Annotated in this window: 15 protein-coding genes; 13 read left to right on the top strand and 2 right to left on the bottom strand. The window is 71.0% G+C overall.

The annotated features are described in order from the left end of the window. The first annotated feature begins 30 nt into the window (after positions 1 to 30). From G401_RS0121655 to G401_RS56015, 12 genes are all read left to right on the top strand, one after another. The gene (locus G401_RS0121655) at positions 31 to 474 is read left to right on the top strand and encodes a phage tail protein (protein WP_027344151.1); all 444 of its coding nucleotides are present in this window, start codon (positions 31 to 33) and stop codon (positions 472 to 474) included. After that, positions 474 to 917 (top strand): hypothetical protein, encoded by a 444-nt coding sequence (locus tag G401_RS0121650; protein WP_027344150.1) that lies wholly within the window; start codon positions 474 to 476, stop codon positions 915 to 917. The genes G401_RS0121655 and G401_RS0121650 overlap by 1 nt, the downstream gene beginning before the upstream one ends. Beyond that, positions 914 to 1060: a DUF6760 family protein gene (locus G401_RS54905; protein ID WP_211240798.1), complete on the top strand. Its 147-nt coding sequence runs from the start codon at positions 914 to 916 to the stop codon at positions 1058 to 1060. Before G401_RS0121650 ends, G401_RS54905 begins: the two co-directional genes overlap by 4 nt. A gap of 143 nt (positions 1061 to 1203) precedes the next feature. Further along, complete coding sequence (locus G401_RS56020; protein WP_157546072.1) at positions 1204 to 3093, top strand: hypothetical protein; 1890 nt, start codon at positions 1204 to 1206, stop codon at positions 3091 to 3093. A 56-nt stretch (positions 3094 to 3149) separates the two neighbouring features. Further along, positions 3150 to 3614 (top strand): phage tail protein, encoded by a 465-nt coding sequence (locus G401_RS47380; protein ID WP_034592523.1) that lies wholly within the window; start codon positions 3150 to 3152, stop codon positions 3612 to 3614. Then, a complete protein-coding gene (locus G401_RS0121630; protein ID WP_027344148.1) occupies positions 3611 to 4318 on the top strand; it encodes a CIS tube protein in 708 nt (235 codons plus the stop codon). Before G401_RS47380 ends, G401_RS0121630 begins: the two co-directional genes overlap by 4 nt. Position 4319: 1 nt before the next feature. Beyond that, positions 4320 to 6032: a VgrG-related protein gene (locus tag G401_RS0121625; protein ID WP_027344147.1), complete on the top strand. Its 1713-nt coding sequence runs from the start codon at positions 4320 to 4322 to the stop codon at positions 6030 to 6032. A gap of 10 nt (positions 6033 to 6042) precedes the next feature. Beyond that, positions 6043 to 6435, top strand: a complete 393-nt coding sequence (locus tag G401_RS0121620; RefSeq protein WP_027344146.1) for a PAAR domain-containing protein — start codon at positions 6043 to 6045, stop codon at positions 6433 to 6435. Then, the gene (locus G401_RS0121615) at positions 6432 to 6836 is read left to right on the top strand and encodes a GPW/gp25 family protein (protein WP_245601803.1); all 405 of its coding nucleotides are present in this window, start codon (positions 6432 to 6434) and stop codon (positions 6834 to 6836) included. Before G401_RS0121620 ends, G401_RS0121615 begins: the two co-directional genes overlap by 4 nt. 2 nt (positions 6837 to 6838) lie before the next feature. Further along, a complete protein-coding gene (locus tag G401_RS0121610; protein WP_027344144.1) occupies positions 6839 to 8794 on the top strand; it encodes a putative baseplate assembly protein in 1956 nt (651 codons plus the stop codon). A gap of 4 nt (positions 8795 to 8798) precedes the next feature. Further along, the gene (locus G401_RS0121605; protein WP_027344143.1) at positions 8799 to 9356 is read left to right on the top strand and encodes a phage tail protein; all 558 of its coding nucleotides are present in this window, start codon (positions 8799 to 8801) and stop codon (positions 9354 to 9356) included. Beyond that, positions 9353 to 10414 carry an NADase-type glycan-binding domain-containing protein gene (locus tag G401_RS56015; protein ID WP_157546069.1) on the top strand — a complete coding sequence of 354 codons (1062 nt, stop codon included), beginning with the start codon at positions 9353 to 9355 and terminating at the stop codon, positions 10412 to 10414. The genes G401_RS0121605 and G401_RS56015 overlap by 4 nt, the downstream gene beginning before the upstream one ends. A 115-nt stretch (positions 10415 to 10529) precedes the next feature. Here the strand turns inward: G401_RS56015 and G401_RS0121595 are convergent, their stop codons facing one another. Then, entirely contained in the window at positions 10530 to 16502 is a 5973-nt protein-coding gene (locus G401_RS0121595) for an RHS repeat domain-containing protein (protein WP_157546066.1), read from the bottom strand. Positions 16503 to 17071: 569 nt separating this feature from the next. Between G401_RS0121595 and G401_RS0121590 the strand changes: the two genes are divergently transcribed. Next, on the top strand, positions 17072 to 23620 hold the full coding sequence (locus tag G401_RS0121590) for an RHS repeat-associated core domain-containing protein (protein WP_157546063.1): 6549 nt from the start codon (positions 17072 to 17074) through the stop codon (positions 23618 to 23620). A gap of 49 nt (positions 23621 to 23669) precedes the next feature. Here G401_RS0121590 and G401_RS0121585 read toward each other — a convergent pair whose 3' ends face one another. Next, the gene (locus G401_RS0121585) at positions 23670 to 26471 is read right to left on the bottom strand and encodes an AfsR/SARP family transcriptional regulator (protein WP_027344139.1); all 2802 of its coding nucleotides are present in this window, start codon (positions 26469 to 26471) and stop codon (positions 23670 to 23672) included. Positions 26472 to 26517: the final 46 nt, after the last annotated feature.

The following is a 26517-nucleotide window of genomic DNA, read 5'->3' as shown; positions in this document are numbered from 1 at the left end:
GTCTGTTCAGCCGGCAGTAAGGAACTGTGCATGCCCATTCCGGAAGGTGACAGCGCCGTAGGCCACTCGTTCGGCCTGGAGTTCGACGGCATCACCATCAAATCGATCACCGAGGTGAGCGGCCTCAAGATCGAGCAGGACGTCATCGATCTCAAGCAGAACACCGCCGACGGCAAGTTCGAGGTCAAGCGGCTGCCAGGCCGGCCCAAGCCGGGCGAGGTCACGCTGACCCGGGGACTCACCGCCGACCAGAACTTCTCCAACTGGATCAAGTCCAGCCAGTTCGGAAAGATGAAGGACGCCCGCAAGGGCGGGTCGATCATCATCTACGACTTCGAGGGCGCCGAGATCAAGCGCTACCGGTTGGTCAACGCCTGGCCGAAGAGCCTGGAGATCGGTTCGCTGAAGGCCGGCGACACGTCGCTGCTCACCGAAAAACTCTCGGTCACCTACGAGCGCATCGAGGTCGCCTGATGCGCCGGGTGCTCGGGGCGGTCTCGGCGCCCGCCGCACCGGCACCGGAGGCCGCTCCGGTACGCGAGGACCGCCTGATCACCCAGTTCGCCTTCACCCTGCCGATGGGCTACGTGGACCCGGACGGCGACGTGCACCGCGACGGGGTGATGCGGCTGGCGACGGCTCGGGACGAACTGGTCCCGCTGCGCGACGACCGGGTTCGGGAGAACCCCGGCTACCTGTCCATCGTGCTGCTGGCCCGGGTGGTGACCCGGCTCGGCCGGGTCCGCGAGGTGCACGCCGGCGTGATGGAGAACCTGTTCGCCGCCGACCTCGCCTTCCTGCAAGACCTCTACCGGCGGGTGAACGCCGAGGGGCACACCCATGTCGAGGTCGCTTGTCCCGGCTGTGGGCGCCACTTCACGGCAGACACCGCAGGCGGGCGCCTGGGGGAATCGTGAGGCACGCGCCCGAGCAGCTCTGGCAGGAGACCGCGACGGTGGCGTGCCGCTTCGGCTGGTCGTTGGACGTCATCCTCGACCTGGAACACGCCGACCGGACCCGGCTCGTGTCGATCATCGGCGACTGGGACCGGGGGAGGTAGCCGTGGGATGGCTGAACCGGCTCCGTCGCCCGTCGCCGGCGGACTCACAAGCCGCCGCCCCTTCCAGCGCCGAGCCCTCGCCAACCGGATCGTCCGGTGAACCTGCCGGACCGTCCGGCGCAGCAGCGGCCGCCTGGTCCCAGGTGGCACCATTGGTCCCGGCGGCAGGGCTGCTGCGGCCGGTCATGCAGGCGCAGCGGTTCGCCGACACGCTGGTCACCCGGCAGTCGATCACGGTCGGGGCCGAGTTGGGTCACAACGTCGGCGATCCGCGTACGCTCACGACCGGCCTGCTGTCCGTGGACGGCTCGGCTACCGAGCCGGCGGACGAGATCGTGGCCGCACGGCCGCTGCCACCGGTGCCCGTACGGCCGACAGGACAGACCTGGCCGGCGCGGCCCGACGCTTCGCCGACAGCGCTGCTGGGGCCCACGGACGCGAGTCCGGATCTACCGTCTGCGCAGTCACTGCGGGCTGCCGCCCCGCTTGACGTGACGTCGGGCGGGGTGGCAGCGCACCTGCTCACCGAGACACCGTCGGCGACCGGCCGTCCGTCGGTACGCACGCCTCGGCTCGGCCCACCGCGCGACGGCTCCGCGTTGCAGCGGCAGTTGACGACGGATCCGGGTGTCCCGACAGCGCCGGACGGAACCGGCCCGAGCACCAGCCCGAGCGCTGGACTGAGCGGTAGCCGGAGCGCCGGACCGAACGCGGGGGCCGGTGGACCGCAGGACGAGGCTGCGTGGGACCCGGCCGTCTCGGTACAGACCGACAAGTCGACCGAGGTGATCGGTCCGCTCAGCTCGACCGCGGCGTCGGCCCGGATGGGATTGGGCTTCGGACTGGAGACCACTTCGGCCCCATCGGACTCCGCCGGGCCCGCGTCCACAGCGCGGGACAGCGTCGTCACCCGTGGCGTGCCCAACTCGGCCACCGAGCGCGGCACCTTAGCGGCAGCAGCCTTGCCGGAGAACGGATCGGCGGTCGGCCGGACGCTTGCTGTCGGCTCGACAGGCGGAGTCGGGGCGGACGGCACGGCAGCCCTCGATGACGCTGTTGGCGAAGTCGGATCGCCGGCTGTTGGGTGGGCGGGACCTGGTCGGATCGAACCGCTACCGGTCGAGATGCCCGCCGACCGACCAGTGTGGACCGATAGCGGGGCCGAGCCGGGGTCGTCGACGGGCGGCCGGCAGCATCATCCTTCGGCAGACGTCCACCTGCAGCGTGACTCGGCAGGAGCAGGGCAGCATCGCGCGGCGTCCGGCACCGGTCGAGCGACCTCATCCGAGTCGCCTCGCGATCGGCCGCGCGCGGCTGGCCCGAACGTCCGGTTGCCGGGCAGCCCGACCGGTCTCGACATCGGCGCCCTGGCGACGGCCGCCGGTGCGGCACGGCCGGTGCCGGCCGCGCCGATGGCGTTGCTGGGGGCCCGTCCCATCCAGACTCGGCTGGTCGGTTCGGCCGGCCGGCCGAGTGCTGACTCGTCGTCGAAGCCGGCCGGTGCCGGGCACGACGTCATCTCCTTGCGCGACAACCACAACGGGCATGACAGCGCAGCCAGGCATGACAACGGCGCCGGAACTGACGGCGGCGTCGGCTTGTGGCCGGACTTCAACGAGGGTGGCGCGGCGGCTGCCTCGGTGCAGCGGTGGCCGGGACCGAGCGCAGCCGACGGCGGACGCGGCGCCGCTGATACAGCCGACCCGGGTGCTGCCGCGCTGGCGGCCGGGGTGGCCGAACGGGACGGCGACGGCGTGCGGTTCCGGTGGGCCGACCCGTACGACGAGGAAGTGCCGGTCGTGCAGCGCGCCACGGGACAGCCACCGATGGTGGCCCGCGCCCCGGCAGCTCCGGCGGACCCGGCGTCAAGCGGGGGCGCCTCGACCCCGCCGGCCGGCGGCGGTGGACCGGCGATGACGGCCGGCGGCCTCGACGAGCTGGCCGGGCAGCTCTACGACCGGATCCGCGATCGGCTGGGCGACGAACTGCGCCGCGACCGAGAACGGGCCGGCCTGGCGACCGGGCTGCACTGACCGGCTGAACCCGACAACGACCGGCATTGACCACCGACAACGAAGGGAGACCGCAGATGGTCAAGTCGCCGTCCGAGAACCCGCCACCCCAGCCGGATCCGGCGGTAGCGGTCTGCTTCAGCGTGGAGGTCGGCTCGCACAACCTGGGCGCCTTCACCGGCTGCGACGGGATCGGCTGCGAAGTGGTGATCGAGCAGCACGAAGAGGGCGGCAACAACGGATTCGTCCACCAGCTGACCGGGCGGATGAAGTACACCAACGTCAAGCTGACCCGGGCCGTCGACGAGAACTCGGCCAAGATCGCCGCCTGGTTCGCCAGCCTGAACGGCACGGTGCAGCGGACCTCGGCCACCATCGTCGCCCGGACCGCCGACGGCAAGCCGGTGTGCTCGTGGAGCCTGGTCGGAGTCGTTCCGGTCCGCTGGACCGGTCCGTCGATGTCAGTGGACAGCAACAAGGTCGCGACCGAGACGCTGGAGCTGGCGCACCACGGCTTCCTGCAGCAGGGGGCGGCGAAATGACCGGCATGGCCAAGGCCTACCTCAAGTTCCTGGAGCCCACGGTCAAGGACGGGCCGGGTGGATCGATCTCGGTCGGCACCGTTTCCGAGCTGCAGTTCATGTTCAATCCCAAGGAGTACACCGTCACCAAGAACGCCGAGTGGAGCCGCAAGTCCAATAAGAACGCCGCGTCGGCGGCGATGCCGGAGTTCACCGGGGCGGGCCCGAGATCGATCTCGGTGGAGATGTTCCTGGATGCCACCGACCCGGATCTCAAGGTGCAGGTGCACGAGGCGGTCGAGACCCTGCTGAAGTGCGTGGTCCCGCTGCCGTCCACCCTGGCGAAAGGCAAGAAGCCGCTGCCGCCGTTCGTGCTCTTCGGCTGGGGCAAGATCGTCAGCTTCGTAGCCTTCGTCAAGTCGGTGAACGCGAAGTACACCCTGTTCATGCCGGACGGCACCCCGCTGCGGGCGGTCTGCCAGCTGACCCTCGAAGAGATCCCGGTCCCCGCCAAGCACGGCACGCCGCCCAAACCGCAGAACCCCACCTCCGGCAGCGCGCGCTCCACCCACGCGCACACGGTGATCGCCGGCGACAGCCTCGCCTCGATCTCCTATGCCGCGTACGGTGACGCGACCCGCTGGCGTGACGTGGCGGAGGCCAACGACATCGACGATCCGCTGCGGCTGACGCCCGGCACCCGGCTCCTGCTCCCGGCGGCCTGAGATGGTGCAGCAGCACAGCTCGCAACAGTTCCTGATCGAGGTCGACGGCGATCCGCTGGCCCCGGCCGTCGCCGGCGCGCTGACCAGTGTCGTCGTCGAGGACAACCTGTTCGTGCCGGACAGCTTCGAGCTGGTCTTCGTCGACCCCAGCCGGCAGGCGCTGGCCGCCGGCAAGCTGACGTTCGGGGCGAAGGTGAAGGTCAGCGTCCAGCCGTCCGGGGAGGCAGCACCGGTGTCGCTGCTCGTCGGCGAGATCACCGCCGTCGCGATGGACAGCGACGCGGCCGGCACCCGGACCGTGGCGTCCGGTTACGACCTGTCGCACCGGCTGTTCATCGGCCGGCGCTGCGAGACGCACGCAGACGTCAGCTATGCCGATGTGGCCCGGGTGGTGGCCCGCAGAGCCGGCTTGAAGGAAGGCGCCATCGACGCCACCAGGCCGATCCACCAGCGGGTGGCGCAGGACAACACCACCGACTGGCAGCTCCTGCAGCGCCTGGCTCGCGAGGTCGGCTTCGAGCTGAGCGTCACCGAGGACAGGTTGAACTTCCGCAAGCCGACGCGTGCTTCGCAGGGGCCCGAGCCGGGAACCCTGGACTCCACCGGGCCCCTCCAGCTGCGGCTCGGCGACGAGCTGCTGCGTATCCACGCCCGGATCTCGGCGGCGGAGCAGGTCTCCGAGGTCGAGGTGCGAGGCTGGGACCCGGGGTCCAAGCGGCCGCTGGTCGCGGTGGCACCGGCGGTGACCACGGCCGCCAGCAACGGCGCCGATCCCCGGGAGATCGCCGGGAAATTCGGCGGGCACCGCCTGGTGCTGACCGACCCGCCCTTGCGTACGCAGACCGAGGTGGAGACCGTCGCGAAGGCCGGCGCCGACCAGGTGGCCGGGGCGTGCACCGAGCTGTCCGGTGTGTCCCGGGGCAACCCCCGGCTGAGGGCCGGGACGGCGGTCAGCGTCGGCCTGGCCGGCGCGCCGTTCGACGGCCGGTACACGCTGACCCGCAGCAGGCATCGCTACGACGGCACGGACGGCTACACGGTCGGCTTCAACGCCAGCGGCCGGCAGGACCGCTCGCTGCTCGCCCTGACCAACGGGATGGCCGGCGGGGTCGGTGGCGGCGGTGTGGTGCCCGGCACGGTCACCGACGTCGCCGATCCCGACAAGCTGGGCCGGGTCAAGGTGACGTTTCCATGGCTGGCCGAGAACTACGCCTCCGACTGGCTGCGGGTGGTGTCGGCGGGAGCCGGCAGCAAACGAGGCATGGTGGTGCTGCCCGAGGTCGACGACGAGGTACTGGTCGCCTTCGAGCAGGGCGACCTGCGGCACGGCTACGTGCTCGGCGGCCTCTACAACGGCGTCGACCGGCCCGAGCTGGGTGACGATCTGATCGATGCCACCACCGGCGCGGTCCGGCGGCGCGGTTTCGTCTCCCGGCGGGGCCACGCGCTGGTGTTCCTGGACGACCCGGCCGACTCCGGGGTGGCGCTGCTGGCCGAGGAGGGCCGGCTGCGGATCTCGCTGCACGGCACCGAGCGGCGGATCAGGATCACCGCCGACGGCGCGGTGGAGATCTCCGGTGCCGACGTGACGGTGAAGGCCAGCGGCGACGCCACCATCTCGGCCGGTGGGCAGCTGCGGCTCAAGGGCTCGGCCGTCAAGGTCGAAGCCTCCGGATCGGTCGAGGTGACCGGCTCCATGATCAGGTTGAACTGAGAAGGTGGCGATGGGCACACCGGTTGCGGTACTCGGGGATCAGATCACGGGCGTCTGCCCACTGCACCAGATCCCCAATCCGGCCAGCGGCGTCCCGCAGCCCGGGCCGCCGATGCCGTTCGCGGCTCCGGTGGTCACCGGCGCGGTGTCCAATGTGCTGGTCGGCGGCAAGCCGGTGCTGGTGGTCGGTGCGACCGGCAACAACGCCCCGCCGCACGTCGGCCTGCACGCCACCGACCCGTTCATGGCACCGCCGGCGCAACGCGGGGTGATCGTCAGCGGGTCGGCGACGGTGCTGGCCGGCGGCAAACCGATCGCGACCGCCGCCAGCTCGGTCACGCTGTGCGCCGGCACGCCGGGCACGCTCGCCGCCACCGGCGCCACCGTGCTGGTCGGTGCATGATGAGCCAGGACTTCATCGGACGTGGCTGGCACTACCCGCTCGCCGTCGACCAGGCCGGCCAGGTGCTGCTCGCCGGCGGCGACCGCAAGCTCGAGCAGTCGATCCGGCTGATCCTCGGCACCGCCTACGGCGAGCGTCCCATGCGCCCGGAATTCGGCTGCGGCATCCACGACCAGGTGTTCGACAGCGTCGACGCGACGACGGCAGGCGGGCTGGCGGCCGCGGTCCGCTCGTCGCTCACCCGCTGGGAACCGCGCATCGACGTGCACGACGTCTCCGTGCTCAATGATCCGGACGACCCCGGCACCGTCCTGATCGACATCAGCTACACCGCGCACGGCCGCAGCGACCCGCGCAACCTGGTCTTCCCCTTCTACACCATCCCGGGCGAGGGGAGCTGACCATGCCGCTGCCCATACCCCGGCTGGACGACCGCAGCTTCCAGGACCTGGTCGACGACGCGAAACGGCTGGTGCAGCAGCGCTGCCCGACGTGGACCGACCACAATGTCAGCGATCCGGGCGTCACGCTGCTGGAACTGTTCGCCTGGATGACCGACATCGTGCTCTACCGGCTCAACCGGGTGCCGGACCGGCTCTACCTGAAGTTCCTGGAGCTGGTGGGGATCGCGCCCTTCCCGCCGACGGCCGCCCGGGTCGACATCACCTTCCGGCTGACCGCGCCCCGCCCGGCGACCGTCACGGTGGCCGCCGGCACCCAGGCCGCCACTCGTCGCATCCACGACTCCGACCCGGTCGTCTTCACCACCGTCGAGCCCATCGACATCGTGCCGTGCGAGCTGTCGGCGCTCGGCACCGTGGATGCCGCCGGGCAGACCATCGACCGCACCACCGAGCTCGAACGCGCCCAGCCGTTCCTGTGCTTCTCCAGCCCGCCGGCCCCCGACGAGTACCTGCTGATCGGGCTGTCCGTGGCGACGCCGCGCTGCCTGGTGGCCCTGCGGATCGACTGCGAGATCCAGGGCCACGGCGTCGATCCGCGCTGGCCCCCGCTGAGCTGGGAGGCGTGGACCGAGGACGGCTGGCTGCCCTGCGAGCTGGAGCGCGACGACACCGGCGGGCTCAACATCGCCGGCGACGTGCTGCTGCACGTGCCGGCCGGCCATGTACGCACCCTGCTGGCCGGCTCGCTGGCCGGCTGGCTGCGCTGCCGGATCACCCCGGCCGCCGAGGGCCAGGAGCCGTACAGCGACTCGCCGCGGATCGTGTCGATCACCGCGCACACCATCGGCGGTACGGCCACCGCGGTGCACGCCGCCGTCGTCGAGATGGAGGAACTGGGCGTCTCGTCGGGCGTGGCCGGGCAACGGTTCGCGCTGGCGCACCGGCCGGTGGTACCCGACCAGCCCGAGCCGGTGCTGGAGGTCTCGCCCGCCGGGCCGGTGGACGCCGACGACCCGTGGCAGGAGTGGCGGCTGATCGACAACTTCGCCGCGTCCGAGCCCGGCGATCAGGTCTTCCGGCTGGACCACCTGACCGGCGAGGTCGAGTTCGGTCCGGCGGTCCGCCAGCCCGATGGCACGATGCGCCAGTTCGGCGCGGTCCCGCCCAACGGGGCCCGGCTGCGGGTACGCGGCTACCGCGTCGGGGGCGGGGCGGCCGGCAACGTGGCCGCGCACCTGGTCACCGTGCTGAAGTCGTCGGTGCCGTACCTGCGCGGCGAGGTGGACAACCGGCAGCCGGCGTCGGGTGGCGTGGACGGCGAGACCATCGCCGAGATGCGCGCCCGCGCACCGCTGGCGTTGCGGGCCCGGGACCGGGCGGTCACCGCCACCGACTGCGAGCAGCTGGCCCGGCAGGCCGCGCCGGAGGTGGGCCGGGTGACCTGCCTGCCGGTGACGGTGGACGATCCGGCGCTGCGCCTGCTGGTGGTGCCCCGGGTGCCTACCGACACCCCGGTCTCGTTTGCCGATCTGGTCCCGTCTCCCGAGCTGCTGTCCTCGATCGCGTCCTATCTGGAGCCGCGCCGGATCGTCGGGACCCGGCTGCTGGTGGTGCCGCCGGTCTACCAGGCGGTCACGGTGGTGGCCACCGCGCGGGCGCATGATCGTCGCCGGGCCGGCCCGGTCGAGAAGGCCGCGCTGGCGGCGCTGCACCGCTACCTGCATCCGCTCGCCGGCGGGCCGGACGGCACCGGCTGGCCGTACGGCCGCTCGGTGCACGTCGGGGAGATCTTCGCGGTGCTGCAGCAGGTCAAGGGGATCGAGCTGGTGGACGACGTCAAGCTGTTCCCCGCCGACGCGGTCACCGGCCGGCGGGGCGAGCCGACCCGCCGGATCGATGTCGCGCCGAACGCCCTGGTCTTCGGCTACCAGCACGTGCTGAAGGTGGAGGTGTAGCGGGATGCGTGGCACTGTCACAGGCCTGCCCAGCCCGTACCCGCTGGGCGTCCAGCTGCCGGCGATGTACGCCGACGACGAGCTGACCCAGGCCATCACCGGGGCCTGCGACGAGGTGCTCGCTCCGGTGTTGAGCGTGCTGGACAACCTGCCCGGCTATCTCGATCCGCTGCTGGCTCCACGCGACTTCGTCGCCTGGCTCGGTTCGTGGATCGCGATCGAGGCTCCGGCGTCGCGGTCGGACCTCCCCGACGGCCAGTTGCGTTCCGCCGTCGCCGCCGGCGGCGGCCACCTGCGTCGGGTCGGCACCGCCGCCGCGATCGCCGCCGAGGTGGCGCTGGCCGCCGGCGTACCCGTCGAGGAAGTGGACGTAGCCGACTCCGGCGGCGTGGCCTGGTCGCAGGACCCGGCGGCGGCCCCGCCCGGCCGGCAGACGCCCCGGCTGGCCGTGCGCATCCGGGTCCCGGACCCGGCGACCGTGGACATGTCCGAGGTGGAGGCCGTGATCGCGGCCGCGAAGCCCGCCCATCTGCCGCACACGACGACGGTGGTACAGCGATGATCATTTGTAGCAAGTGCGGCCACCACAACACTGACGCCGACCAGTGGTGCACCAACCCCGGCTGTGGGGCCTACCTGGCGTTCGAGGGAGCGGCGGTGCAACCGGAGAGCTCGGAGCAGGCGCCGCCCGCGTCGGCACAGCCCTCACGGGAGCGGTCGGCCGACGACACACTCGAACGGCTCAAGGCCGCCCCGCCCCCGCCCGCGCCACCACGGTCCAGCCAGTACCAGCCGCAGCCGCCGTCGGCCAGCCGGCTGCCGCCGGTCGCGCCGGTGCAGGCTGAGACGGGCGTCCCGCCGGTGCGGCCAGGAGAAACGGTGTGCGCCGCCTGCAGCTGGGGCAACGATCCGACCCGGGCATTCTGCCGGCACTGCGGCCGCCCGCTGACCGGTGGCGGTGCCACGCCTCCACCGCCACCAGCCGGACCCCAGTACGCGCAGAGCGCGCCCCGCGGCCCCCGGCGCTGGCCGTGGATCCTGGGGGCTGTGCTCGGTGCGATCGTGCTCCTGGCCGCGGGCGGGCTGCTCGGACGCGTGTTCACCGACAAGGGCACAGTGGCTGCCGATGCGTCGCCGTCGGCCAGCCCGAGTCCGTCGCCGACGCTGAAGGGCACGGAGGTGCCACGTGAGGACATCGCCGCACGGGCGTCCACCTCTCAGCCCGACGCCGAGGCCCGATTCCTCATCGACGGTGATGAGCAGAGCTACTGGGCGGCCAACCCGACCGAGTCCAACCCGGACCCGTTCCCGCTGCTGACCCTCAACCTGAAGTCACCTGACGGCGCGCGGATCGTGCGGATGATGGTGGTGTCCGGCGGCCCGGACAACGAATTCGACGCGAGGCCGCGGCCCAAGGACATCTGCGTTCTTGTGGACGCCGGCGACTGCGTGGACCACGAGCTGGAAGACTCACCGGACCCGCAGGAAGTCCGGGTGGACGCCGCCGACCCGGCGAAGCAGGTCGAGATCGAGATCAAGTCGGTCTACCCGGCCACGCAGGGCGGCGATGCCGCCGACGACGTGACCATGCGCGAGATACGGCTCTACGCTCAACCGTGAGAGGACCCCGATCGCCCGTGCTTCTTGAGCTCGGGGACGGCTGGTCGTACCTGGCACAGAGCTGAAGCAGGGGAGGCGGGCCAGGTGGCCCGCCTCCCGTCGTGCCGGCGGCTCGTCAGAGGATGATCAGGTCTTCGAACTTGGGGCAGGGCCCGGCCGCGACGGCCCCGCCGCCACCGCAGACGCTGTGCGCCGGGCCCGGCAACGGAGTCGGGCTGGGCGCGGGAGGTAGCTGCTTGGGAGCGTTGCTCAGGATCTCCTCCGCTTCGGCCATCGCCTGCAGGACGCGTATCTCGCCCCGTTCGCGGTTCGCGCCGGTGTCGAGGGTGGCGCTGCCGTCGGGTTGGAGCATGATCAGTCGTACGCCATCTCGCGCGGCCTGCGATTTGACCTTCTGATAGTTGTTGTCGTCGGTGACCCAGACCAACAGGGAGTCAGCCTGATTGTTGATCTTCTTCTTGATGTTCGACTTGGCGGTGTCTTTGTTGCCGCTGGCCTCGGGCCTGTATACCTCGGCCGTGCTGACGCTGACCATCACACCGTTCATCCAGACGATGCGGATGAAGTCCGCGGTGATGCCCTTCACGTCTACCGCCGTGTGGTCGTCCCAGCCGTTGAGGTACTTGTTGTTCTTCTCGTCCTGCGCCACGTACTGAATGCCGGTGCAGTCGTCGAAGCCGAAGTAGCAGTAGCCGCCCTCTTCCTCCAGGAACTTGTTGGCGTACGCCAACATCTCCTTCTCACCCTGGTCACCCATGGCCTCGTCGGCCATGAGGTGGGCCCAGCCGTACTTGTCGGTGACGTATTGGCCGTACTCCTTGCTCCACCCGCCGCTCAGCGGCCGGAACGGGCCACGGCGATGGCTGGTGGCGATCGCCGATCCGCAGCCGCCGTCGCAGTCGTCGGTACGCAGGCCGGTCGGATCGCTGGTCCCGACCGGATCGTCCGACGAGTAGGTGTAGCCGCCGATCTGGTCGAGGTCGCCCGTCTCCAGGACCGGGTCCGGTTGCAGGAACCGCCCCATCGCCGGGTCGTACTGGCGCGGGCCGATGAGCGTCAGGCCGCTGGTGGTGTCGGCGGGCTTGCCGAGGAAGCCGTGCTCGTCGGGCCACGTGCCGTCGGCGTACGCGGGACGGGTTGTTCCTCGCGCGTTGCCGTAGGGGTCGAACGCCCGCCGGGTGACGGCCTGTGTACGCCCGTCGACCGTCAGGGTCATCGTGTGGTGCGGGTCGCCGAGCGTGAACGAGACCGCGCCATTGCTGGACTCGATCGACTGCGCACCGGCCGGTCCTGTGATGTACCGCAGCCCGGTCACCGCCTGGGTGGCCGTGTTGACGTGGACCTCCTGACCGCCGAGGTACAGGATCGTCTCGCCCGGATCGTGCTGCACGAGCAGTGTGCCGTCGGCGTCGTACACGTAGCTGCTGACGGCACTGCCGGTCGTCACTGAGGTGACGTGGTTGGCGGAGTCGTAGGTGAAGCTCTGCGTCCCGCGTTGTCTCGTCGTTCCGTCGGCGTTGTACGCGTACGAGGTCGTCGAGGCGGCACCGGACGGTCCCGTCGTGCTGACGCTGCCGAGCAGGTTCGACGATGGCGGGTACTGATAGGTGTGCTCGACGTCCTTGGCCGTCGCGCCGGTCACGTCGTGGGTGCGGTCGATGTCGCGGTCGCCGTTGGCCTTGTAGTGGTAGGTGTTCCAGTACGGTGCGGGACCGCCGATCTGCGTACCGGCGGTGGCCGCGGTGGGTTCGGCATGCGTACAGGTGCCGGTGTTCGGGAAGTCCGGTCCGGTGGAGACGGTCACCGAGCCGGTGTCCGTCCACGCGGTACGCAGCCGACCGGCGTAGTCGTACGCATAGCACTGCAGATCGGTGGCGCCGGTGTCACGCAGGTCGCCGACGGCCGTGATCTGCCCGGCCGGGTTGTAGTAGGTGTTGATCGTGTCGAGCGCGGTGGAGGTGGACTCCTCGGCGAGCGTCTCGGTCAGCAGGCGCCCGCTGCCCGGGTCGTAGGAATAGGTGGCCGAGGCCTGGTTGGGTTGCGTGCCCAGGGTTGTGCGCCGGACTCGGCCCCACGAGTCGTACACGACGTCGCTGACCGCCGACGCGCTGGTCCCGACCGAGGCGATCTGGTCGCGGGCCGTGTACGCCGTCTGAATGGCCACCGACGGCAAGCCGCCCGCTGCTGGAACCGTTGTCGCGTAGGGTAGTCCGACGTTGGGGGTGAATGTCTGCGAGCGGGCGTAGGTGCCGTCGACGCCGTTGTTGCCGTCACCGGCCGGGATGATGATCTTCGAGCCCGTCGGTGTGTAAGGGCCGCCGGCGAGCGTCGCGGTGAATCCCGTGACCGCCTCGACATAGGTGAAGGCGCCGTGGTAGGCCGTCGAGGAGACCAGCTGCCCCTTGGCGTTGGGGATGCCCGTGTCGTACGTCCACGAAGCGACCTGGACACCGGAGCCGGGCGTCGGTGAACCGGTGAACTGCGTCAGCTTGCGGCCCAGGATGTCGTAGGTGAACGTGTTGTACGCGTTCTTGGCGTCCTTGACGGACGTGATCCGTGAATCGTTGTCGTAGGCCGTGTACGCGTCGCCGGCGTCCGGGTCGTGCGTCTTGGTGGTGCGGCCCCGCAGGTCGTACTGGTAGGTCCACGTGTCGCCGTTCGGGTCGGCCATGTCTGTCTTACGGCCCGCGGCATCGTAGTGGTAGGTCAGCACGTCGGCGTCGGCCTGCGTACCGGTGATCCGGCCGCCGGTGTAGCGCCACACCGCGGTCGTGTGCCCGCGCACGTCGGTGTACGTCGACGTCGGCGCGATGCCCGCCGGCGGCGTCACGTCCACGCGACCGGCGCCCGGATAAGCCGTCACGGTGCTCGACTGCGGCGCCGTGAACCTGTACGTCGTGACGGCGGTCGGACGTCCGAGCCCGTCGTACGTCGTCGTCGACGAACCCGGTACACCGTCGTCGTCGGTCACCTGCAGGGTGCCGGTCGGCGCGCTGGCGTCGTTGAAATACGTCGCATGTGTCTTCGCCGGCCAGCCGTGCGAGTCGAAGTAGCTGTCGGTGATCAGCCGCCCGCCGCCGTCGTTGACCGGGTCCGTCTGCACCTGACGCGTCTGACCGAACCCGTCCAGGATGGTGTACGTGGTGAGGTACTGGCCGTTTTCCAGCAGGGTCTGCATCTCGGTGTACGCGGGCGCGGCCGTTCCGCCCATCGAGTAGGCGTACCGGGTGCTGGGGCTGAGCGGGAAGTCGGTCTTCGACCGCCCGGGCGCCCATACCTGGTTCAGGCGGCCCAGCGGATCGTAGGTCAGGTCGGTGACCCGGCCGTTGGGGTCGAGTATGTCCGTCGGCGTGCCCCGTAACGGGTCGCTGGTCGTGACGGTGACGAACCCCTTGGGGTTGACGACCTTCGTCTGCAACGGCAGGGCGCCGGCGGCGGGCGTGTAGGTCGTCGTCGTGATTGCGGGATGCGCCGGATCGGCGTTGGGATCGACCGTGCCGACCGTCCGCCCGTAGGCGTCGAACGTCGCCGTAGCTGTCGTCACGTAGTTCGGCGCGCTGCCGGTGTAGGTGTCGAGCACCTGCTGACCCGTCGCGTCGCCGACCGGTACGCCACCGGCGTACCCGGGATTGTCGAGCGTCCCCGCGGTGGTGCCGGCGTCGTAGAGGGTGATCGCGTCGGCGAGCGTGGTGGTGGCGCCGGGCGTGGTCGAGCAGCCGCCGGCGACCGTGGTCGTCTGCGACGGGTACGCCATCAGCATCGGGTTCACCGTGGACGACGCGTACTTGACGATCGCGCAGGTCTCGGGTGCGGACGGCGAGCCGTCACCCTTGTCGTCGGTGGCGACGCGGCGGTTGCCGTGCGCCGGATCATAGGTGTAGTCGACCTCGTGCGTACGCCAGCCGCCGCCGGGCAGCAGATCGCGGGCGACGGTCTTGGCGGTGTCGGTCTGCACGGCGACCTGCGCGGGCAGCGGCGACGGGCGGGCGTGGGAGGCGACGGGCGCCGATACGAACGGGGTGTCGATCGTGTCGGACACGACCGTGCCGTCGGCGGCGTCGAGGGTCTCGGTCTCCAGGACCTGCCCGGCCAGCGCGTTGTCGTCGCGGTAGCTGCCGCCCTGCGAGTCGGTGGCGGGGGCCGTCTTCCTGCCTCCGGCGGCGGTGAGGTCACCGTCCATGCCCCGCAGGTACGTGATGCGGGTCTGCGTGACCGGGTCGGGTGCGGTCCCGGCGGTCACGGTCACCTTCGCGTAGCCGCGCCACTGGTCCCAGGTACGGTCGGCGGTCTTGGTGAACTCGCTGAAGTTGTCGTGCCACGCCGGATCGCCGCCGTAGGCGTAGTGCGTGTGACGTGCCGGCGATGCGGTGGCCGCGACGCCGTCGCTGACGGTCACGTCGGTGACGACGTACTTGGTGAACCAGTCGGTGATCGTGGCGCCGCCTGGCGGTATCCAGTGGACGGGGTAGCACAGCATCGTGTTGGCGTCGGCCGCCGACGGCAGTACCGTGGGCGCCGACTGCGAGCACGCCGGATCGGAGTACTGCACCGTCGTCACCGCGCCGAGCGTGCCGGTGATCGACTGCACTCGCCAGTGGATCATCGGTGGCAGCGTCTGCCCGTTGACCGTCCGCCCCGGGACGCGATTGGCCAGCTGCGTACCGGTGAAGGAGATCGGCGGCTCGGCCAGCGAGGTGTTGTCCGGCGCGTACCCGGTGTGCTGCACCGAGGTCAGCCACAGGCTGGCCTGGTAGCCGTCGCCGGGCTCGGGCCACGAGTGCGTCAGGGCGTAGGAGTCGACCTTCTGCGGCAGGCCGCCGTGATAAACGGTGGTCGTGATCGACCCCAGCATCCGCGTCGACCAGAACGTCGGCGAGTACTGCTTGCAGGTACCCGACGACGGGCAGTTCAAGTAGTACGGGGTGTCGCGCCAGTACCCGGCGCTCGAGGTGTTCAGATCACCGGAGCCGCAGCCGCCCGGGTTGCCCATGCACCGCTCGACGATCCCGAAGTCGACCTCGGCGGCCGGCTTCGCGGTACCCGACGCCACATCTGCGGTTCGCCAGCCGTACGCGATCGCGGTCAGGTTGCCGGCCCGCACATACGGCGTGATCGTGCCGGTGTTGGTGCCGTCGTAGCCGCGCGCGTAGTAGCCGGTCTCCTGTTGGTAGGTGTAGACGGTCGTGTTGCCGTGCGGATCCACGACATAGTCCAGATTCCACCGGTACGCCTGCTGGCACCACGATCCCGCCGAGGTGTAGCACGGCTGCCCGGACGCGGTGGCGTACACGGGCTCGGTGAACGCGGAGTTGGTCGCCGTGTCCGCTCCGGTACCCCCGACCGACTGCGGCAGATGCCCGGCGCCGTAGAAGTACCTGGTCCCGTCCGGCGTGGTCAGCAGCCAGTACGTGCCGGTGTCGGAGCCGTTGCCGGCGAAGCCGTGCGCCAGCGTCAGCTCCTCGACCTTCGTGCCGTCGTCGTGGGCGAGCCTCCACGGCCCGTTGCCGTCGGCGTGCACCAGCGGACCGCTGTGCGCACCGCCGGAAAGGGTCGCGTTGTCCAGCTTCCAGCACAGATCGATCGTGGTCTTACCGGCGTCGGCACAGGACTGATACGAACGCTCGATGAATCCCGGGGAGTACGACCAGCCGTCGCCGATCCACGAAGCCTGCGAGTTGGCGTTGACGGTCTCGCCGTCCACGCTGCCGGAGTCGTATTCCAGCGCCACACTCGGTGGGGCGCCCCCGATCGCCGGTGGTACCTGTACGGGCACGGTGTAGGTGAACGAGCCCGCGTTGCCGCCCGCCGTCCACGTGTCGGAGTCCTTCAAGGACGTCGCGGAGTAGGAACCGTTCGGCGTCGCCGCGGCGGCCAGCGGCGCCACGGAGATCGACGACTTCGCGATCGTACGCACAGCGCCCGAGGTCGCGCGCGTCGCGGCGTGACCGGCGACCGACGCAGTGGCCGGTAACGGACCCGGCGACCATTTGTGGGGCGGCGTACGCGCCCATGCCGTGTCGGGGGTCAAGGTGAGAAGGAGAATCAACGCCGACAGTGCCGCGAACGCGTGCCTGAGCCTGACTGCCACCACAACCTCATCTCATGAGACGCAGACGAAGGCGTCAGTCTCACTCCGCGAACGCGGCGCCCCGAAGACGCTTCGGGCAAGGGCGAAACGTCTCCGGGCGCGGTGATCCTCCATCCCAGGTGATGGGTGGAGGCGCCGCGCAACATGGATGAGCGAGGTGGGCCTTTCGTTATCCCGGCGCGATTCCCCGGCGCGGGTACGCCGGATCGCCGCTGGCCGGACGGTCGCGACGCGGCCGGGGCGCATAACGAAAGTCGATTGTGGCGGGCGGCTTTTGCCGGCGCATCGGCGTTTCGCAAATGCTCGATGTTCCACCATTGGGGAGGTCGAGCATGTCATCCGGGCCGAGGAAGCCACGCCGCGTGTGGCTGACCGCTGGTTTAGTCCTGGCGCTGATCGCGCCGATGATCGTGAGCCCACCGGGCGTGCCCGCGTCGGCGGCAGAGGCTGCTGGCAGGGGCGGCAGGCCGCACGCGCAGAAGATCTGGCGGCCCCGGGTGTTGATACCGCCGGTGTCCACGCCGCCGATCGGTGCGGTGAAGGGCTCACTGCCGCACGACCGAGCGACGGTGTCCGAGACGCCCGCCACCGTGACGTGGCCGGCGCCTTCCGAGGCGCAGATCGACCTGAGCGCTTCCGCCAGGGCAGGCGTGACGGCGTCGGACGGCGCGGCCGACCGGTCGTTGGCCGCGGGCACGGGCCCGGTACGCCTGACCGCGCCGTCCGCGGGCGCCGGTGGCGTATCGCGGGTCCGGGTCGCCGTCGCCTCCCACGACCGGGCGCTGGCCGCCGGTGTAGCCGGGGTGATGGTGGAGCTGGCGCGGTCCGACGACGCGACCGCGACCGGATCGGTGGCGATGTCGCTGGACTACGGATCGTTCGCGGGCGCGTTCGGCGGTGGCTATACCGACCGGCTGCGGCTGGTCGCGCTGCCCGCATGTGCTGTGACGACGCCGGAGCGGGCGGCCTGCCGGGTGCAGACCCCGATCCCGTTCACGAACGACCGGGCCGGCCGGCGGCTGACGGCGACCGTCCGCTTCCCGTCCTCCACGAGCCTGGCGGCCGGCACCGCATCGACGTTCGTGGTGGCCGCGACGACGGGCGCCGGCGGCGCCAACGGGTCCTACACGGCGACGCCGCTCAAGGACAGCGACTTCTGGTCGACGTCGGGCAGTACCGGATCGTTCGACTACGGGTACCCGCTGGACACGCCACCGGCCCTGGGCGGGGTGGCACCGTCGCTGGGGCTGAGCTACGACTCGGGCTCGGTGGACGGCCGGACCACCGTGACGAACGCGCAGCCGTCCGGCGTCGGCGAGGGCTGGGACCTGACCGGGGCGGGCGCGTTCATCGAGACGACCTACGAACCCTGCTCGCGGGTGAACCCCAGTGCCTGGGCGGCGACCGGGGACCTGTGCGTGGGGACCGTCAACGCCTCGATGGGCGGCGGCTCCCGGGCCGGTGCCCTGGTACGCGACGACGCGGACACCACGAAGTGGCGGCTCCAGCAGGACGACGGCTCCCGGATCCAGCTGCTGCACGGGACGGCCGGCGGCTCCAACAACACCAATGACCAGGCGTACTGGAAGCTGACCACCACCGACGGGACGGTGTACCTCTACGGCGCCAACCGGCTGCCGACCGCGTTCGGCGGCACCGGCGCGGACGCGCCGACCTACTCGACATGGTCCGTACCGGTCTTCGGCACGGGCTCCGGGACGACCTGCAACGACCCGACCGGGTCCGAGGCGGCCACCGGCTGCCGGCGGGCGTGGCGCTGGAATCTCGACTACGTGATCGATCCACATGGGAACGTCATCCGGTACGGCTACGCGCGGGAGGAGGACTTCTACCAGCATGGCGCGGCGGTGACCGAGTTCACCCGCTCCGGCTTCGTCACCGAGATCGACTACGGCTGGCAGACCTGTGACATCGTCGGATCCGGGTGCGCGAACGGCCGTGCGGCCTCGGCGAAACCGGCCGACATGGTGCTGTTCGACCACGCGCCGCGCTGCCTCGCGGGCGCCTCAGGCTGTCCGACCGCGCCGATCACGATCGCCACGGGCATCGCCACGACCGGCATCACGAAGGCCAATGCCAGTGTCTTCCCCGACGTTCCCTACGACCAGCACTGCGACGCCGGCTCCACCAATTGCACCGTCTACGCGCCGACCTTCTATGCGACGGTACGCCTGACCGGTGTGCGTACGGTGGTCAACAGCGGCGGCACACCGAAGACCGCGCAGCCGTCCGGGACCCCGGCGGGCTACCTGGCGGTCGACTCCTATCAGCTGACCCAGGCCTTCCCGCCGCCGCAGGACGCGTCCACGACGGGTAACCGGGCGCAGCTGCGACTGGAGCAGATCGACCACCGCGGCTTCGTCACCAACAGCGACGGCACGACGGTCGGCACGGACGCCCCGCCGGTCCACCTGGGCTACACCGGGGCGCTGCCGAACCGGGCGGCGGTGTCCAGCGTCGCGCCGGCCTCACGGTTCTACCGGTTCCGTCTGGCCGAGATCACCGACGAGCTCGGCGGCGACGTGTCGATCGCGTACGGGCAGCCGAACCTGTCCTGCGGGACGACGGCGCCTCCGGCGACGACGGCCAACGCGACGCTGTGCTATCCCGAGTACTTCAGCTACCAGGGCTCGATGACGCTCGACTGGTTCAACAAGTACGTGGTGACCGGTGTGAGCGTGGCCGACACGACCCGGCCGGGCGGGTACGCGTACTCGGTGGACAAGACCACCGCGTACACGTACATCGGCGCGCCGGCGTGGCACACCAACGACTCGGAGCAGGCGGATCCCAAGTACCGCACGGTGGACCAGTTCCGCGGCTTCGGGCAGGTGCAGACGATCTCGGGCACCGAATCGCCCGGGCACAACACGAAGACTCTGACCAGCTACTTCCGGGGCATGGACCAGGACCCGAGCGTGGCGGTGAACGTCACCGACACGCACGGCGGCACCTACCGCGACGACAACGCCCTGGCCGGCGACATCCTGGAGGCTCAGACCTTCGCCACCGAGACGTCGAGCACTCCGGTCCACGATGTGATCAGCGTGCCGGTCGACCCGGTCACCATCGTCACCGCCGCGCACGTGCGCTCCGCGGGGCTGCCGGCCCAGCGGGCCCACTTCAGCGAGACCGCGAAGGTGATCGGCTACGAGCAGGTGTCGACGTCGAGCAGCCCGCGCCGCTCGGAGACCGACTACACCTATGACAACTCGCTGCCGACCTTCACCGGCTCGGGCGGAGCCGGCGGTAACGGACGCCGGATCCTGACCGACGACAAGGGCGACGGCACCGTCGCGGAGCTGTGCACCTTCACCGGGTACGCGGGCAACACCGCCAATGTGGACACCGCGCAGTGGACGGCGTACCCGTACACGACGATCGTGTCCACCGTCCCGGCCGGGCGTACCTGCACCACCACGTCGGAGACCGCGACCACCACGGTGTCGCAGACCCAGACCCTCTATGACGGCCGGCCGCAGGGCTCGATGACGGTCGGTGACGTGACCGGCCACCAGGCGGCCGCCGCCTTCAACGCGTCGTGGACGACGCTGTCCACCGCGGGCGGCTACGACGGCTACGGCCGGGCGGGCTGGACCGCCGACGCCAACGCCGACACGACCGCCACCGACTACGGCCCGGCGAGCGGACTTCTGCCCAGCCAGGTGACGACCACCAACGCGAAGGGCTGGCGGTCGAGCGTCACCATCGACCGGGGCAGGGGAGTCACCCTGTGGACGAGCGACGCCAACGGACGGCGTACCGACTCGGTCTTCGACGGGCTGGGCCGGATCGTCAAGGCATGGGCGCCCGACCATCCGATGGCGGGCAACCCGGGTACGCCGAACGCCGTGTTCTCCTACGGGCTCTACGGCGCGGCGCTGGGGGCCCGCGGGACGCTGCGGAACCCCTTCACCTCGACGCAGACGTTGCGGGACAACGGCACCTACGCGGCGTCCTACACCATCCTGGACGGCTTCGGCGACCAGGTGCAGACACAGTCCACTCCGCTGGACGGATCGACGGGCCAGGTCTCCGCCCAGGCGGAGTTCGACTCGCTGGGCCGGCCGTGGCGTACCGCGAACGCGCATGACGACCGGTCGACGGCCCCGTCCGGAAGCTTCGTCAACTACGGCGACGCGTTGCCGTCCCAGTCCGCCGCCACGTTCGACGGGCTGTCGCGCACGCTCACCATCGCCCAGTACAGCCTGGCCCAGGCGGTACCCGGCATGATCACCAAGTACGCGTACCCGGGGGCCGACCGGGTGGACATGACGGCGCCGACCGGCGGCGTGGCCACCAGCACGGTCACCGATGTGCGCGGACGCACCACGGAACTGTGGACCTACCGCACCGCGACGGCGACGGGCAACCGGGCCGACGCCGACGTGACCGGCTACGGCCTGCAGTACACGCCGACCGGGACGACGAAGACCGTCACGGACGCCACGGGCCGCAACACCTGGACCACGGCCACCGGTGATCTGCTGGGAAGAACGGTCACCCGGACGGACCCCGACACCGGCACGACCACCGCGGTGTTCGACGACGCCGGCCGCATGCGGCAGCTCACCGACGGCCGCGGCCAGGTCGTCTCCTACAGTTACGACCAGCTGGACCGCAAGACCGGGGCGTACAAGGCCCCGTGGTCGTCCACTCCGGACCCGGCCAAGCAGGTGGCGGGCTGGACCTACGACACCGCGCCCGGCTCGGACGGCAAGACGACCTACGGCTTGCCGGCCTCCGCCACCCGCTACGCCGGATCCGCCCAGTACGTCTCGGCGGTGACCGGCTACGACGCCGGCATGCGGCCGCTGGGTTCCTCGGTCACCATTCCCGGCACCGAGGGCGCGCTGGCGGGCACCTACACGTCGACGAACTACTACACGCCCACCGTGGGCCTGCTGGACCGCACGGACCTGCCCGCGGCCGGGGGCCTGCCCGCCGAGACGGTGTACAACTCCTACAACGTCAACGGGCTGCTGCTGGCGACCGGCGGCAACGCGGACTACGTCGTCGACACCGTCTACGACCCGTACGGCCGGATCCAGTCGCGCACCCTCGGCGACTACCCGTTCCAGGTGGTCGGCCAGAACGTCTACGACGCGGCGACCGGCCGGGTCACGAACACGTTCGTGGACGCCACCGCGGGGCAGAGCGCGGCCAACCCCGCGCAGCTGAACACGTACTCGGTGGACTACACCAGCTACACCTACAACGCCGCGGGCCTGCTCACCTCGGCGGCCACCCTGCAGAACTACACGGTCTCGGGCTCCTACAACCCGGGGTCGTACACCCGCGACGTGCAGTGCTACGCCTACGACTACGCGCTGCGGCTGACCGGTGCCTGGTCGGACACCGGCGACCAGACCCCGTCGGCGACCACCAACCTCAACGCCCCCACCGCCCAGCCGGGCGGACTGGGGTCGTGCGCCAACACGTCGCCGGCCGGGCACGTCGGCGGACCGGCTCCGTACTGGCAGTCCTACGCGTACGCGGGGACCGACGCACCGGCCGGCAACCGGTCGACCCTGGTCGACCACGATCCGGCCGGCAACACCGCGAAGGATGTCACGCGTACCTCGGCCCATCCGGCCGCAGGCAGCGTGAACACCGGGACGGGCATCGGGCCGCACCTGCTGGCCAGCGTCACCGCCACCGGCGGCGCGAGCGGCACCGACACGTTCGGCTACGACGCGGCCGGCAACACGGTCAGCCGCAAGGTCGCCAGCGGTGCGGCACCCGCCGCCAACCAGACCCTGAGCTGGGACGCCGAGGGCCGCCTGGCGAGCGTCGCCGACGCCGTCACCGGTAAGACGGCCTCGTTCGTCTACGACGCGAACGGCGCCACGCTGATCCGCCGCGACTACACGACCGGGACGACCTCCGGCACGGTGACGCTCTACCTGGGCAACACGGAGCTGCACCTGACCGGGACCACCACGACGGGCACGCGCTACTACACCTACCCGGGCGCGCCGACCATCGTGGTGTCCAGCACCGGCGCGGAGAGCTACGAGCTCACCAACGAGCAGGGCACCGCCGGCACCACGCTGGACGCCGCCACCGGTCATGTCACGGGTCGCCGGTACTTCAAGCCCTTCGGCGATCCGCGCGGCAACAAAGCGGCCACGTGGGTGGACGACCACACGTTCCTCGGCGACCCCACCGACGTCGCCACCGGCCTGACCACCGTCGGCGCGCGTACCTACGACGCGGGCACCGGACGGTTCCTGTCCGCGGATCCCGAGTTCCAGGCCGCGGATCCGCAGCTGATGGGCGGGTACGCCTACGCCGCCAACGATCCGGTCAGCCGGTCGGACCCCAGCGGACTGGATCCCAACGATCCGGTGGTGCCGCCCGTGCCGACGTCCACGGCGGACGGTCCGCATACGGCTCCGCCGCCGCAGCCGACGCCCGTACCGCCGGCGCCCTCACCGGCCGAGGACCCGGACAAGTACGGGCCGTGCACCGACGACTGCGGCGGACCGTTCACGCTCATCTACAAGCTGTCGGGGCTGGAGGACGCCGTCCACTGCGTACGCGACGGCGACCTGGAGGGCTGCGCCTGGACGGCCCTGAACGTCGTCCCCGGCGGGAAGATCGTGTCGGGCGTGGCGGACGCCGCCCGGGCGGCCAAGGCGCTCAAGTACGCCAAGGACGCCGACGACGTCGCCAAGCTCGGCAAGAAGTTCGACGACCCGGCCGCCCTCGATCCCGCGTCCGGCGGCTACAAGCCCAAGTCGCCGGGCGATCCGGCGCACGTGCCGACCGATTACAACACGACCAACCTGAAACAACTGGCGGATGCCATCGCGGCCGCCAAGAAGAAGGGCGAGGATCTCGCCGCGGGCAAGCTGGGTGAGAAGTTCGAGCGCTTCAAGAGCGAAGTCGGCCAGGTCAACAAGATCTTCACCGCGATGACCAAGAACGTCCATGCCCCGTGGGTGCACACGGTGTCGACCGTTCTCGGCACAGCCGACTCCCTGCTGGGCACGATTCCGATCCTGGTGCAGGCGTGGCGGATGGCCCAGGCGGCCAAGAAGGCGCAGAAGGCCCTCAGGGGCGGCGGGAAGATGATGAAGATGCTGGACTGACATGCAACGAACCGGGGGTGCCTCGTCCGACGAGGCACCCCCTCGCCGTTCACGCCGGTGGAAGCTGCCGCAGCCGGGCGCGTACGCCGGCCGCGTCGCGGTGCCGCAGGTCGTCGAGGATGGTCAGGGCCTCCTCCCACGACCGCCGGGCGGCCGCGGTGTCGCCGAGGCCCAGATACGTCTCGCCGATCTCGGTCAGCTCGTGGGCCTGCAGGAAGTACTGCCCGATGGCTCGCCGGATCGCCAGCGACTCGGTGTAGTGGGCCAGCGCCTCGGCGTGGTCCCCGCGCCCGCGCAGCAGGTAGCCGATACTGTCCAGTGTAGACGCCTCGATGTGCCGGTTGCCGGCCTCCCGGGACAGCTTCAGACCGGTCTCGCAGGCGTCGAGAGCCGCCGCGTCGTCGCCGAGCAGCGCCAGGTACCAGCCGATGCTGTTGTACGCCTGCGCCTGCCCGGGCAGGTGGCCGATCTGGTCGAAGATCGCCAGCGCCTGCCGGGACAGCTCGACCGCTTCGGCGTTCTCGTGCTGTTCGCCGTGGGTCAGCGCGATGTCGAGCTGGGTGGTTCCGACCATGAGTCGCTCGTCGAGCTCCTCGAACAACGCCAGCGCCTGCCGCAGCCGGGCGAGCGCCGGCGGGTGCACGCCTTCGGACCGGTGGATCTCCCCGAGCCAGCGGTACGCGTGCGCCTGGCCGGCCCGGTCGCCGCTGCGGACGGCCGCGTCGAGGGCCGCCTGGCTGACCGCGGCCCAGTCGGCCCACTGCCCGGCGCGTAGCAGATAGCGGCCGACGAGCGCGGCCAGCCACCACACGTCGGTCCAGAGCTCGTGTTGCTGGGCGAGGGCCAGGACGTTGAGCATCGTCGGGGATTCGGACCGGAACCAGTCCACCGCGTCCTGGTTGGACTCCGGAATCGGAACGGCGGTGCCCGGCGCGGGCTCCGGCAGGTGGCTGACCGGCCAGCCCGGGTCGCTGCCGTAGAGCAGCTGCCCGGCGTGGCGCGCCGCGTGCAGGTAGTGGTCGAGCATGCGCCGCACGGCGGCCTGCCGCTCGGTGCCGGGTTCCTCGCTACGCGTCCGCTCCATCGCGTACGCGTGCAGCAGATCGTGGAACCCGAAGCGGCCCGGCTGCTGGTGGGCGAGCAGGTTGGCGTCGCTGAGCGAGCCGATGAGCGCGTACGCGTGATCGACGGGGATCATGGCGATGCTGGCCGCGGCCCATGCGGTGACGCCGGGGCCGGGATGCAGCCCGAGCAGCCGGAACATTCGGGCGGCCGCGGGGTCGAGGGCCCGGTAGGACCACGACAGCACGGTACGCACGTCGGCATGGCCGGCGCCGGAGGTCATCGGGTCGAGCCGGTTGCGGGCGGCGCGCAGCTGATCGGCCCAGGCGCGCAGCGGGACGTCGGGGTGCAGGGCGGCGTGGGCGGCGATGATGTTGAGCGCGAGCGGCATGCCCGCGCAGAGGCCGATCAGGTCCGCGACCGCGTCGGGCTGCTCCGCGAGGCGCGCGGCGCCGAGCCGGCGGGCCAGCAGGTCTCGGGCTTCGGGCGGCGTGAGGGCGTCCAGTGGCAGCGGCGTGGCGCCGTCCAGCGCGACCAGGCTCGGCAGCCGGTGGCGGCTGGTGACCAGGACGAGGCAGCCGCCGTCGCCGGGCAGCAGCGGCCGCACCTGGTCCGCGTCGCGCGCGTTGTCCAGCACGAGCAGGGTGCGGGTCGCGGCCAGGCGGCTGCGGTAGAGCGCCAGCTGCTGGTCGACGTCGGCGGGGATGCGGGCGGGCGGCACGTCGAGCGCCTCCAGGAAGCCGCGCACGACGGCCGTCACCTCCAGGGGCGGGCTGGACGGGTCGAATCCGCGCAGGTTCACATACAGCTGGCCGTCGGGGAAGAGCGGGGCCATGCGGTGGGCCGCCTCGACCGCCAGCGCCGTCTTGCCGATGCCGCCGAGCCCGCCGATCGCCGAGATGACCACGGCGCCGCCGCGCCCGGCGCGGCCGGCCAGCTCGGTGAGCGTATGGATCTCGTCGCCACGGCCGACGAAATGCGCGATGGCGGCCGGAAGCTGCCGGGGAACCTCGCGGGGCGGTTCGGCCGGCACCGGGCTCGCGGTCAGACCCGGGTCCCCGGTGAGGATGCGCCGATGCAGGTCCTGCAACTGGGGTCCGGGTTCCACGCCGAGCTCGGCGACGAGGACGTCGCGCGTCTCCCGGTACGCCGCCAGCGCCTCCCCCTGCCGTCCGCTGCGATAGTAAGCGGTCATCAGGTATGCGGTGAACGCCTCGCGCAGTGGATGATCGCCCACCAGCTGCCGCAGATGCTCCATCAGCTGCGCGTGGTGCCCCAGGTGCAGCTCCGCCTGGGCGTGCAGGTCCAGCAGGTCCAGGCGTACGCCGTCGAGGCGGTGCTGATGCTGTTGCCGGAGAACGGCGGAGTCGACGTCGCCGAGCGGCTCGCCCTGCCACATCTCCAATGCGGACTGCGCGAGCTCGGCGACCTTCGCCCAGGACCGCCCGGCCGCGGCGGTACGGGCCTGGTCGGCCAGGCGTACGAAGTCGAGCAGGTCGACGGTGTTGTCGCCGAGGTCTATGAGGTAGCCGGGGGAGCGGGTGACGATACGCGCCGACGTCGCGATGGGAAGCCGGCGGCGCAGACGCAGAACGAGCAGGTGCAGCGCGGCCCCGGGGTCGGCCGGCGGCGCGGAGGCCCAGATCAGGTCGCACAGCTCGCCGACGGGGACGGTGGAACCCGCCCGCAGGAGGAGCGCGGCCAGCAGCGTGCGTTGATGACCACGGGGAATGGATACCGTGCCCTGATCGTGGTGGATCTCGACGGCGCCGAAAAGCCGGAACTGCATGTGTTCTCCCTGCGCGTGACATGACCCCTGCTCTTCTTTAGACGCT

It is taken from the genome of Hamadaea tsunoensis DSM 44101, assembly GCF_000428945.1.
Taxonomy (GTDB): domain Bacteria; phylum Actinomycetota; class Actinomycetes; order Mycobacteriales; family Micromonosporaceae; genus Hamadaea; species Hamadaea tsunoensis.
The sequence above is the reverse complement of the archived record's forward strand: the minus strand, read 5'-3'. Positions and strand labels throughout refer to the sequence as shown.

What these genes read in the sequence shown, in the direction of transcription:
- G401_RS0121630 (WP_027344148.1), top strand. Translation starts at nt 3,611, where the DNA reads ATGACCGGCATGGCCAAGGCCTACCTCAAGTTCCTGGAGCCCACGGTC.
- G401_RS0121625 (WP_027344147.1), top strand. Translation starts at nt 4,320, where the DNA reads ATGGTGCAGCAGCACAGCTCGCAACAGTTCCTGATCGAGGTCGACGGC.
- G401_RS0121605 (WP_027344143.1), top strand. Translation starts at nt 8,799, where the DNA reads ATGCGTGGCACTGTCACAGGCCTGCCCAGCCCGTACCCGCTGGGCGTC.
- G401_RS0121585 (WP_027344139.1), bottom strand. Translation starts at nt 26,471, where the DNA reads ATGCAGTTCCGGCTTTTCGGCGCCGTCGAGATCCACCACGATCAGGGC.
- G401_RS0121655 (WP_027344151.1), top strand. Translation starts at nt 31, where the DNA reads ATGCCCATTCCGGAAGGTGACAGCGCCGTAGGCCACTCGTTCGGCCTG.
- G401_RS0121620 (WP_027344146.1), top strand. Translation starts at nt 6,043, where the DNA reads ATGGGCACACCGGTTGCGGTACTCGGGGATCAGATCACGGGCGTCTGC.
- G401_RS47380 (WP_034592523.1), top strand. Translation starts at nt 3,150, where the DNA reads ATGGTCAAGTCGCCGTCCGAGAACCCGCCACCCCAGCCGGATCCGGCG.
- G401_RS0121650 (WP_027344150.1), top strand. Translation starts at nt 474, where the DNA reads ATGCGCCGGGTGCTCGGGGCGGTCTCGGCGCCCGCCGCACCGGCACCG.
- G401_RS0121610 (WP_027344144.1), top strand. Translation starts at nt 6,839, where the DNA reads ATGCCGCTGCCCATACCCCGGCTGGACGACCGCAGCTTCCAGGACCTG.
- G401_RS0121615 (WP_245601803.1), top strand. Translation starts at nt 6,432, where the DNA reads ATGATGAGCCAGGACTTCATCGGACGTGGCTGGCACTACCCGCTCGCC.
- G401_RS56015 (WP_157546069.1), top strand. Translation starts at nt 9,353, where the DNA reads ATGATCATTTGTAGCAAGTGCGGCCACCACAACACTGACGCCGACCAG.